We start from the raw sequence: 10,383 nt of genomic DNA on the forward strand, positions 1-10,383 counted from the left end.
GCGGCCCCACACGCGGGCAGATGGCACGCAGGAAGCCCGGACTAATAAGATGGCATTGAAATCCCCCGCGTTTCGTAGAAAGTTTCCGTTGCTGGTAACCGGCGGTCTGCTGGCCCTGCAACCTCTGGCCACCTCATATGCAGTGGCAGCCGAACAATTCGACTGCCAAGTGTCCGCCTCCGGTGGTTGGGACTGCAAGCCCAAAGCGCCAGTCAACAACCTGCCACCGCGCCCGGTGCACGAGGGTGCGGCCGTCAGCTCCGGCACAGAAGCCGCGAGCGAAGCCGACACCGCAGACCGGCCGATGCTGGTCACCGAGGCCAAAGGCCGCGGCCTGAAGTCGCGCAGCGAAGACTACAGCCACCTGGACTGGGTACCGCGTGAAAAGCTCACCGCCGCGCAGCTGGCCGAAACCGGCCCGTACTGCGGTGGCGCGTATGTCGAGCCAACCCGCCCGGGCATGGCTGATACCACGCCGAAGGACGAGTCGCCGACCTACATCAACGCCAAGGTGTCCAAGTACCAGCAGGAGCAGCAGATTGCTACCCTCGCCGGTGACGTGGTGATGCGCCAGGGCAGCATGCAGGCCGAAGCCGACGAGGCCAACCTCTACCAGACCGAAAACCGTGGCGAGCTCAAGGGTAACGTCAAGATTCGTGACAACGGTTCGCTGGTGGTCGGTGACCAGGCACAGATCCAGCTCGACACCGGCGAAGCCCAGGTCGACAACGCCGAATACGTGATGCACAAGTCGCACATCCGCGGCAGTGCGCTGTATGCCAAGCGTGGTGAAAACGCCATCATCCGCCTCAAGGACGGTACGTACACCACCTGCGAACCGGGCAGCAACGCCTGGCAGCTGAAGGGCAACAACATCACCCTGAACCCGGCCACCGGTTTCGGTACCGCGACCAACGTTACGCTGCGGGTCAAGGACTTCCCGGTGTTCTATACACCGTACATCTACTTCCCGATCGACGACCGTCGCCAGTCCGGCTTCTTGCCGCCATCGTTCAGCAGCAGCAGCGACACCGGCTTCATGCTGGTCACGCCGTACTATTTCAACCTGGCGCCCAACTACGACGCCACGTTGTACCCGCGTTACATGACCAAACGCGGCTTGCTGATGGAAGGCGAGTTCCGCTACCTGACACCTTCGAGCGAAGGCCAGTTCGGCGGCGCCTACCTGAACGACAAAGACGACGACCGCAAAGACCAGACTGACTACAAAGAACAGCGCTGGATGGTCAACTGGCAGCACAAAGGCGGTTTGGACGAGCGCCTGATGACCGAGGTGAACTACACCGACATCAGCGACCCGTTCTACTTCCAGGACCTGGAATCCGACCAGATCGGCGTTGAAAGCAAGGACTTCCTTGACCAGCAAGGTGCGTTGACCTACCGCGGCGACAGCTACACCGCGCGGTTGAACGTGCACGCCTACGAGGCGGCGACCATTTCGCAGATCACGCCTTATGATCGCCTGCCGCAGATTACCTTCAATGGTGTACTGCCCTCTCAGCCGGGTGGTTTGAACTTCGCTTACGAAACCGAGGCCGCGCGCTTCGAACGCGACTTGAAGAACGACACCGTATTCGACAAGGATGGCAACCTGGACCTCACGGCAGGCCCCGATGGGCGCCGGCTCGACCAGAACATTCTGGGTATTGAACGCGCCAACGGAACACGTTTGAACGTCGCACCGTCAATCAGCTACCCGATGACAGCCAGCTACGGCTTCCTTACGCCCAAGCTGAAGTATGCCTACACCCAGTACGATCTAGACCTGGACAGCAAAGGCAAAGCCGACGCAATCGCCTTGCACAGCGAGAACCCAAGCGCCTATGGGAGCTACGACAGCACCGTGAGCCGCGATGTGCCGATCTTCAGCGTCGACAGCGGCCTGTATTTCGACCGCAACACATCGCTGTTCGGTACCAATTACAAGCAGACCCTCGAGCCGCGCATGTTCTACCTCTACGTCCCGTACAAGGACCAGAAGGACATTCCGCTGTTCGATACCAGCGAAACACTGTTCAGCTACGACTCGCTGTTCCGGGACAACCGTTTCAGCGGTACCGACCGTATTGGCGACGAGAACAAGCTTTCGCTGGGTGTGACCACCCGCTGGATCGAAGACAACGGTTTCGAGCGCCAGAACTTCAGCATCGGCCAGGCTTACTACTTCAAGGACCGCAAGGTCCAGTTGCCGGGCATCGATTATCGCAAACGTGACTACGCGCAGTCTGATGTGTCGCCGTATGCGCTGGTATACAACTACTACTTCAACCGCGACTGGCGCTTCAATTCGGACTTCAACTGGGACCCGGACAGCCACAGCACCCGTTCGGGTAGCGCGATGTTCCATTACCAGCCTGAAGACAATCCGAACAAGGTGGTAAACGTTGGTTACCGCTATCGAAATGACACCATTGCCTATGACTCCTCGACGGGCTCGTGGAGGGTGGACGGCGGCGACTATGGTAACCCGGGCGATCCGAACTACATCAAGGACTACTACAAGATCCAGCAGCATGACTTCTCGGTCATCTGGCCGATCGTTCCGCAGTGGAGCGTCATCGCCCGCTGGCAGCATGACTACAACCGCAACCGCACCCTGGAAGCCATGGGTGGTTTCGAGTACGACAACTGCTGCTGGAAGCTGCGCCTGATCAACCGTTACTGGATCGATTACGACGACTTCAGCCAGGCGCTTCCGCAGAACGAAAAAGGCGACCACGGCATCTTCCTTCAGATCGTTCTGAAAGGCCTCGGTGGCGTAGTGGGCAACAAGGTCGAATCTTTCCTCGACCAAGGCATTCAAGGTTACCGTGAACGTGAAGACCAAGCTTATTGATCGTCTGCGCCCAGTGTTGCTGGGCGCCGCTTTGCTGAGTGGCGCGGTGCATGCCGCGGTACAACCTCTTGATCGCGTGGTGGCCATCGTCGACAACGACGTGGTCATGCAAAGCCAGCTGGACCAACGCGTCCATGAGGTACAGCAAACCATCGCCAAGCGCGGCGGCGGCGTGCCGCCGACCAGCGCTCTTGAACAGCAGGTACTGGAACGCCTGATCGTCGAAAACCTGCAGCTGCAGATCGGCGAGCGCTCTGGCATCCGCATTACCGACGAAGAGCTGAACCAGGCCATCAGCACCATTGCCCAGCGCAATGGCATGTCGCTGGACCAGTTCCGCGCCGCCCTGGCCCGTGACGGCCTGTCGTTCGATGACGCTCGCGAGCAGGTCAAGCGCGAGATGATCATCAGCCGCGTGCGTCAGCGCCGTGTGGCCGAACGCATTCAGGTGTCGGAGCAGGAAGTGAAAAACTTCCTCAATTCCGACATGGGCAAGATGCAGATGTCGGAAGAGTACCGCCTGGCCAACATCCTCATCCCGACCCCGGAAGCCGCCAGCTCGGATGATATCCAGAAGGCAGCGCGCAAGGTGGGTGACGTGTACCAGCAGCTGCGCCAGGGCGCCGACTTCGGCCAGATGGCGATTGCCAACTCCGCCAGCGAAAACGCCCTGGAAGGCGGCGAGATGGGCTGGCGTAAAGCCGGCCAGCTGCCACCCGACTTCGCCAAGATGCTCAGCAGCATGCCGGTCGGTGAAATTACCCAGCCTATTCGCATCCCTAATGGCTTCATCATCCTCAAGCTCGAGGAGAAGCGCGGCGGTAGCGAGAACGTGCTGCGTGACGAAGTGCATGTACGCCACATCCTGATCAAGCCAAGCGAAATCCGCAGCGAAGCGGCCACCGAGCAACTGGCCGAGCGCCTGTACGACCGCATCAAGAACGGCGAAGACTTCGGCGAGCTGGCGAAAAGCTTCTCGGAAGACCCGGGTTCGGCGCTCAACGGCGGCGACCTCAACTGGGTAGACCCGAACAGCCTGGTACCGGAGTTCCGCGAACAGATGGCCAACGCCCAGCAAGGCGTAGTCACCAAACCGTTCAAGACCCAGTACGGCTGGCACGTTCTGGAAGTGCTGGGCCGCCGCGCCACCGACAGCACCGAACAGGCACGTGAGCAACAGGCCCAGAGCGTCCTGCGCAACCGCAAGTACGACGAAGAGCTGCAAACCTGGCTGCGCCAGATTCGCGACGAAGCCTACGTTGAAATCAAGCTGCCTGGCGCTGACCAGGCCGCCCAGTGAAGCCCCTGCGCTTCGCCGTCACCCCCGGCGAGCCGGCCGGCATAGGCCCTGACCTGTGCCTGCTGCTTGCCGCAGACGCCCAGCCCCACCCCCTGATCGCCATCACCAGCCGTGACCTGCTCGCCGAGCGGGCCACGCAGCTGGGGCTGGCTGTCAGCCTGCTGCCAGTCGTCCCGGGCCAATGGCCCGACCGTCCGGCACCGGCGGGCAGCCTGTACGTGTGGGATACCCCTCTCGCCGCCCCGGTAGTGCCAGGCCAGCTCGACAAAGCCAACGCGGCGTTCGTGCTGGAAACCCTGTCCCGCGCCGGGCAAGGCTGCCTGGATGGGCATTTTGCCGGGATGATCACCGCCCCTGTGCACAAGGGCGTGATAAACGAAAGCGGTATTGCCTTCTCAGGGCATACCGAATTCCTTGCCGAGCTGACCCACACCGCGCAGGTGGTAATGATGCTGGCCACCCGCGGCCTGCGCGTGGCCCTGGTGACCACCCACCTGCCGCTGCGTGATATTGCCGACGCCATCACTGCCGAGCGCGTCGAACGTGTAACCCGTATCCTGCATGCCGACATGCGCGACAAGTTCGGCATTGCCAACCCGCGCATACTGGTGTGTGGCCTTAACCCGCACGCGGGCGAGGGCGGCCACCTGGGCCGCGAGGAAATCGACATCATCGAGCCGACACTGGCCCGCCTGCGCACCGAAGGCATGGACCTGCGCGGGCCGCTGCCGGCCGATACCCTGTTTACCCCCAAATATCTGGAGCACTGCGACGCGGTGCTGGCGATGTACCACGACCAAGGCCTGCCTGTACTCAAGTACAAAGGCTTCGGCGCTGCAGTCAACGTGACCCTGGGCCTGCCGATCATCCGTACGTCGGTCGACCACGGCACCGCCCTGGACCTCGCCGGCACCGGCAACGTCGACACCGGCAGCCTGCGCGTCGCGCTGGAAACCGCCTACCAGATGGCCGAGAACCGACCATGAACGAGCAATACCAACACCGGGCGCGCAAGCGCTTCGGCCAGAACTTCCTGCACGACGCCGGCATCATCGACCGCATCCTGCGTGCCATCAACGCCAAGGCTGGCGAACACCTGCTGGAAATCGGCCCAGGCCAGGGCGCCCTGACCGAAGGCCTGCTGGGCAGCGGTGCACAACTGGACGTGGTGGAGCTGGACAAGGACCTGGTGCCGATCCTGCAGCACAAGTTCGCTGGCCGCACTAACTTCCGCCTGCACCAGGGCGACGCCCTGAAGTTCGACTTCAACCAGTTGGGCGTACCGCCGCGCAGCCTCAAGGTGGTAGGCAACCTGCCCTACAACATTTCCACCCCACTGATCTTCCACCTGCTCAGCCATGCCGGGCTGATCCGCGACATGCACTTCATGCTGCAAAAGGAAGTGGTCGAGCGCATGGCCGCAGGCCCAGGCGGTGGTGACTGGGGGCGCTTGTCGATCATGGTGCAGTACCACTGCCGCGTCGAGCACCTGTTCAACGTGGGCCCTGGTGCCTTCAACCCGCCGCCAAAAGTGGACTCGGCCATCGTGCGCCTGGTGCCGCACGAGGTGCTGCCGTTCCCGGCCAAGGACCACCTGCTGCTGGAGCGCGTCGTTCGCGAAGCGTTCAACCAGCGTCGCAAGACACTGCGCAACACCCTCAAAGGCCTGCTCGACAGCGCGGCCATCGAGGCAGCCGGCGTGGATGGCAGCTTGCGTCCCGAACAGCTGGACCTGGCGGCCTTTGTGCGCCTGGCTGACCAGTTGGCTGATCAGCAAGCCTGATATCGCTTGTACCGGCCTCTTCGCGGGTAAACCCGCTCCCACAGGTACGCCACAGCCTTCGAATACTGTGCAATTCCTGTGGGAGCGGGTTCACCCGCTAAGAGGCCGGCGCTGACAACAAAGACCACAAGCCCCACACCGCTGGCCCTCCCCCCTCCCAATGGCCTAGACTGCATTATTGCGTCAGCTCGCCCAAGGCCCTTGCATGTCCGACCCCCGCTATCAAATCGACGTCAACGTCGTGACTCGCTACCTGAAAGAACAATCCGACCCGGAAAACAGTCGTTTCGCTTTCGCCTACACCATCACCGTCCAGAACAAAGGCTCGCTGAAAGCCAAGCTGCTGTCACGCCACTGGCTGATCACCAATGGTGACGGCGAGGTCGAGGAAGTACGGGGCTCAGGCGTGGTGGGCCAACAGCCCAACATCGACCCGGGCCAGAGCCATACTTACAGCAGCGGTGCGGTGATCACCACCCGGGTGGGCACCATGCAAGGCAGTTATCAGATGTTCGCCGAAGACGGTAAGCGCTTCGACGCCGAGATCGCCCCCTTCCGCCTCGCAGTGCCCGGGGCGCTGCACTGATGGCAACCTACGCCGTCGGTGATCTGCAGGGCTGCCTGCAGCCCCTCAAGTGCCTGCTGGAACGTGTCAGTTTCAACCCGGCCGTTGACCGCCTGTGGCTGGTCGGTGACCTGGTCAACCGCGGCCCCGATTCACTGGAAACCCTGCGTTTTCTGTATTCGATACGCCAGTCGCTGGTGTGCGTGCTCGGCAACCATGACCTGCACCTGCTGGCCGCCTGGTACAACGTCGAGCGCCTGAAGAAAAGCGACACGCTGCGCGAGATCATCGAAGCACCGGATGCCGACCAGCTGTTCCACTGGCTGCGCCAGCAAAAACTGCTGCATTACGACGAGGCAAGGGGTATCGCCATGTCGCACGCCGGCATCCCGCCGCAGTGGACGCTCGGCCAGGCCCTTGGTCTTGCGGCTGAGGTGGAAGAAGTATTGCGCGACGACGGCCGCCTGAAGCTATACCTCGACGGCATGTACGGCAACGAGCCGAAAAAGTGGAGCAAGAACCTCTCCGGCATCGAACGCCTGCGGGTCATTACCAATTACTTCACACGCATGCGCTTCTGCACCGCCGAGGGGAAACTTGACCTCAAGAGCAAGGAAGGCCTGGGCACCGCGCCCAAGGGCTACAAGCCCTGGTTTGCCCACAAGGACCGCCGCTCGCGGCATGTGAAGATCATTTTCGGCCACTGGGCTGCCCTCGAAGGCCGGGTCAACGAGCCAGGCGTTATCGCCCTGGACACCGGCTGCGTGTGGGGCGGCGCCATGACCTTGTACAACGTCGACAGCGGCGAATACCACCGTTGTGACTGCGCCGACGACGGCACCCTGCGCCAGCCGGCACAACCCACTACACTCAACGACCACACCTGAAGGAAGTAGTACCCATGAGCGAATTCAAGCGCATCCCTCCCGAGCAGGCCTTGGAGCTTCGCAAGCAAGAAGGTGCGGTCGTCGTCGACATTCGCGACTCCCAAGCCTTCGCCGCCGGCCATATCACCGGTGCCCGGCACCTGGATAACCATTCGGTTGCCGATTTCATCCGCAACGCCGACCTCGATGCACCTACCCTGGTGGTCTGCTATCACGGCAATTCCAGCCAGAGCGCTGCCGCATACCTGGTCGGCCAGGGCTTTTCCGACGTGTACAGCGTGGACGGCGGCTTTGAACTGTGGCGCGCCACCTACCCGGCCGAGATCGCCCAAGGCACCGCCGAATAAAAATTTTCATTTCTACTGCAGCCCGCGCCCTGTGCGGGCTTGCGGCTTATCTGACGAACGGTAGTTCGCAACTTCTCCGCCCCTCCCCCTTGAACTTGCCGATAACCAACTATTCTTAAGCGCAGGCCATCCAGAAAAAGGGGAGAGCCGGTACACCGGCGTGCGGGTCATCGGTAGCGTTACAGGGTGTTCTGGGGGGTATACAGCAGCCGGCAAAACCGGTTGCATGCCAGCATCAGCTGACTGATCCGGCGTCGTCTCCACGTATCGAGCGAGGTGACGTCATGAGTATTTTTAGCCACTTCCAACAACGTTTCGAGTCCACGCGCCAGGAAGAACTCTCGCTGCAGGAGTACCTCGAGCTGTGCAAAGAGGATCGCAGTGCCTACGCATCGGCGGCCGAACGGCTGTTGCTGGCCATCGGTGAGCCAGAGCTGATCGACACCTCTACCAACTCCAGGCTGTCGCGCATCTTCTCCAACAAGGTTATCCGCCGCTATCCGGCCTTTGCCGACTTCCATGGCATGGAAGAGTGCATCGACCAGATCGTGTCTTATTTCCGCCACGCCGCCCAAGGCCTGGAAGAAAAGAAACAAATCCTCTATCTGCTGGGTCCGGTGGGCGGCGGTAAATCGTCGCTGGCCGAAAAACTCAAGCAGCTGATGGAAAAGGTACCGTTCTATGCCATCAAGGGCTCGCCGGTATTCGAGTCGCCCCTGGGACTGTTCAACGCTACCGAAGACGGGGCCATCCTCGAGGAAGAGTACGGCATCTCGCGGCGCTACCTGAACACCATCATGTCGCCCTGGGCCACCAAACGCCTGCAGGAGTTCGGCGGCGACATCAGCAAGTTCAAAGTGGTCAAGCTGTACCCATCGATCCTCAACCAGATCGCCATCGCCAAGACCGAGCCGGGCGACGAGAACAACCAGGACATTTCCGCCCTGGTCGGCAAGGTCGATATTCGCAAGCTTGAGGAATTCCCGCAGAACGACGCCGATGCCTACAGCTATTCGGGCGCGCTGTGCCGGGCCAACCAGGGCCTGATGGAATTCGTCGAGATGTTCAAGGCCCCGATCAAGGTCCTGCACCCACTGCTCACGGCCACCCAGGAAGGTAACTACAACAGTACCGAGGGGCTGGGTGCCATTCCCTACACCGGCATCCTGTTGGCCCACTCCAACGAATCGGAGTGGCACACCTTCCGCAACAACAAGAACAACGAGGCGTTCATCGACCGGATCTACATCGTCAAGGTGCCGTACTGCCTGCGCGTCAGCGATGAGATCAAGATCTACGACAAGTTGCTGATCAACAGCTCGCTGGCCAAGGCCCACTGCGCGCCAGACACCCTCAAGATGCTCGCCCAGTTCACGGTACTTTCGCGCCTCAAGGAGCCAGAGAACTCCAACATCTACTCGAAGATGCGCGTCTACGACGGCGAGAACCTCAAGGACACCGACCCCAAGGCCAAGTCGATCCAGGAGTACCGGGACTCGGCAGGCGTCGACGAGGGCATGAACGGCCTGTCGACCCGCTTCGCCTTCAAGATCCTTTCCAAAGTCTTCAACTTCGACCCACACGAAATTGCGGCCAACCCGGTTCACCTGCTGTATGTGCTTGAACAGCAGATCGAACAGGAACAGTTCCCTGCCGAAGTGCGCGAACGCTACCTGCGCTACCTGAAGGAGTACCTGGCACCGCGCTATATCGAATTTATCGGCAAGGAAATCCAGACCGCCTACCTGGAGTCCTACAGCGAATACGGCCAGAACATTTTCGACCGCTACGTGCTGTACGCCGACTTCTGGATCCAGGACCAGGAGTACCGCGATCCGGAGACCGGCGAAATCCTCAACCGCATCGCCCTCAACGAAGAGCTGGAGAAGATCGAGAAACCGGCCGGTATCAGCAACCCGAAAGATTTCCGCAACGAAATCGTCAACTTCGTGCTGCGTGCCCGTGCCAACAACAACGGGAAGAACCCGAGCTGGCTGAGCTATGAAAAGCTGCGGGTGGTGATCGAGAAGAAAATGTTCTCCAACACCGAAGACCTGCTGCCGGTCATCAGCTTCAACGCCAAGGCCAGCAAGGAAGACCAACAGAAACACAACGACTTCGTCACGCGCATGGTGGAGCGTGGCTACACCGACAAACAGGTTCGCCTGCTGTCGGAATGGTACCTGCGGGTCAGGAAATCGCAATAAAGCGGCAAGCTTCTAGCCGCAAGCTGCAAGCTGCCCGGCGTCGGCGCTTCTGTCTACGCCACAGCTTGCAGCCGCGGTGGCTGCTCTTTCTTGCAGCTTGAAGCTCGTGGCTTGCAGCTGCATCCAGTCACCGGAGGGACCATGAGCTACGTTATAGACCGACGCCTGAACGGCAAGAACAAGAGCACGGTCAACCGCCAGCGCTTCCTGCGGCGGTACCGTGAACACATCAAGAAAGCCGTCGAAGAGGCGGTAAGCCGCCGTTCCATCATGGACATGGAACATGGCGAGCAGATCAGCATTCCGGGCCGCGACATCGACGAACCCGTGCTCCACCACGGTCGTGGGGGTAAACAGACCGTTGTGCACCCCGGCAACAAGGAATTCACTGCCGGCGAACATATCCCCAGGCCGCAAGGTGGCGGCGGGGGTGGCGG

At 61.0% G+C, this 10,383-nt stretch carries 9 protein-coding genes; all 9 read left to right on the top strand.

Translation table 11 applies throughout. From position 1 onward, the window contains the following. Positions 1–49: 49 nt before the first annotated feature. Positions 50–2,857, top strand: coding sequence for an LPS-assembly protein LptD (locus AC07XM_RS24995; protein WP_060517971.1), 2,808 nt, complete (start codon positions 50–52; stop codon positions 2,855–2,857). Beyond that, a complete protein-coding gene (gene surA, locus AC07XM_RS25000; RefSeq protein ID WP_033731906.1) occupies positions 2,838–4,157 on the top strand; it encodes a peptidylprolyl isomerase SurA in 1,320 nt (439 codons plus the stop codon). Before AC07XM_RS24995 ends, surA begins: the two co-directional genes overlap by 20 nt. Next, entirely contained in the window at positions 4,154–5,143 is a 990-nt protein-coding gene (pdxA, locus tag AC07XM_RS25005; RefSeq protein WP_016484613.1) for a 4-hydroxythreonine-4-phosphate dehydrogenase PdxA, read from the top strand. The genes surA and pdxA overlap by 4 nt, the downstream gene beginning before the upstream one ends. Then, positions 5,140–5,940, top strand: a complete 801-nt coding sequence (gene rsmA, locus AC07XM_RS25010; RefSeq protein WP_016484612.1) for a 16S rRNA (adenine(1518)-N(6)/adenine(1519)-N(6))-dimethyltransferase RsmA — start codon at positions 5,140–5,142, stop codon at positions 5,938–5,940. The genes pdxA and rsmA overlap by 4 nt, the downstream gene beginning before the upstream one ends. 205 nt (positions 5,941–6,145) lie before the next feature. Continuing rightward, complete coding sequence (gene apaG, locus AC07XM_RS25015) at positions 6,146–6,526, top strand: Co2+/Mg2+ efflux facilitator ApaG/CorD (RefSeq protein WP_016484611.1); 381 nt, start codon at positions 6,146–6,148, stop codon at positions 6,524–6,526. Then, positions 6,526–7,392, top strand: a complete 867-nt coding sequence (locus tag AC07XM_RS25020) for a symmetrical bis(5'-nucleosyl)-tetraphosphatase (RefSeq protein ID WP_102689882.1) — start codon at positions 6,526–6,528, stop codon at positions 7,390–7,392. The genes apaG and AC07XM_RS25020 overlap by 1 nt, the downstream gene beginning before the upstream one ends. A gap of 14 nt (positions 7,393–7,406) precedes the next feature. Then, positions 7,407–7,739 (top strand): thiosulfate sulfurtransferase GlpE, encoded by a 333-nt coding sequence (gene glpE / locus AC07XM_RS25025; RefSeq protein ID WP_095116675.1) that lies wholly within the window; start codon positions 7,407–7,409, stop codon positions 7,737–7,739. A 284-nt stretch (positions 7,740–8,023) separates the two neighbouring features. Then, complete coding sequence (locus tag AC07XM_RS25030; protein ID WP_016484608.1) at positions 8,024–9,946, top strand: PrkA family serine protein kinase; 1,923 nt, start codon at positions 8,024–8,026, stop codon at positions 9,944–9,946. Positions 9,947–10,087: 141 nt separating this feature from the next. Next, the coding region (locus tag AC07XM_RS25035) for a DUF444 family protein (RefSeq protein ID WP_146024545.1) at positions 10,088–10,383 on the top strand (296 nt) is incomplete at its 3' end.

The organism is Pseudomonas sp. GW460-LB5 (genome assembly GCF_059423245.1).

What these genes read in the sequence shown, in the direction of transcription:
- AC07XM_RS24995 (WP_060517971.1), top strand. Translation starts at nt 50, where the DNA reads ATGGCATTGAAATCCCCCGCGTTTCGTAGAAAGTTTCCGTTGCTGGTA.
- apaG (WP_016484611.1), top strand. Translation starts at nt 6,146, where the DNA reads ATGTCCGACCCCCGCTATCAAATCGACGTCAACGTCGTGACTCGCTAC.
- rsmA (WP_016484612.1), top strand. Translation starts at nt 5,140, where the DNA reads ATGAACGAGCAATACCAACACCGGGCGCGCAAGCGCTTCGGCCAGAAC.
- AC07XM_RS25030 (WP_016484608.1), top strand. Translation starts at nt 8,024, where the DNA reads ATGAGTATTTTTAGCCACTTCCAACAACGTTTCGAGTCCACGCGCCAG.
- glpE (WP_095116675.1), top strand. Translation starts at nt 7,407, where the DNA reads ATGAGCGAATTCAAGCGCATCCCTCCCGAGCAGGCCTTGGAGCTTCGC.
- AC07XM_RS25020 (WP_102689882.1), top strand. Translation starts at nt 6,526, where the DNA reads ATGGCAACCTACGCCGTCGGTGATCTGCAGGGCTGCCTGCAGCCCCTC.